The sequence below is a fragment of the Nocardia cyriacigeorgica genome (genome assembly GCF_010858045.1).
Taxonomy (GTDB): Bacteria; Actinomycetota; Actinomycetes; order Mycobacteriales; family Mycobacteriaceae; genus Nocardia; species Nocardia cyriacigeorgica_E.
Window position 1 is genome coordinate 1 of sequence record NZ_JAAGVC010000176.1, and the last position, 354, is coordinate 354.

At 61.3% G+C, this 354-nt stretch carries 1 protein-coding gene; it reads left to right on the top strand.

The annotated features are described in order from the left end of the window. Window positions 1-354 (top strand): MFS transporter (locus GV790_RS29240; protein ID WP_163818049.1); only part of this gene is annotated, 354 nt, incomplete at both ends.

Consider the following 354-nt stretch of genomic DNA (forward strand, 5'->3'; position numbering starts at 1 on the left):
ATCGAATACTACGATTTCATTCTGTACGGAACGATGGCCGCAGTGGTGTTCGGACCACTGTTCTTCCCTGCCTCGAACCCGGCGCTGAGCACAATCGCATCCTTCGGCACCCTGGCTGCCGGATATGTCGCTCGCCCGCTCGGCGGTGTGGTGTTCGGGCACTTCGGTGACCGTCTCGGCCGCAAATCGATGCTGTTGATCACCATGATCATGATGGGCATTTCGAGCGCGGCGATCGGCCTGCTACCGACTTATCATGCGATCGGTGTGGCAGCGCCCATAGTGTTGGTACTGCTGCGCGTCGTCCAAGGCGTCGCGGTCGGCGGGGAGTGGGGTGGTGCCGCACTCATGGTC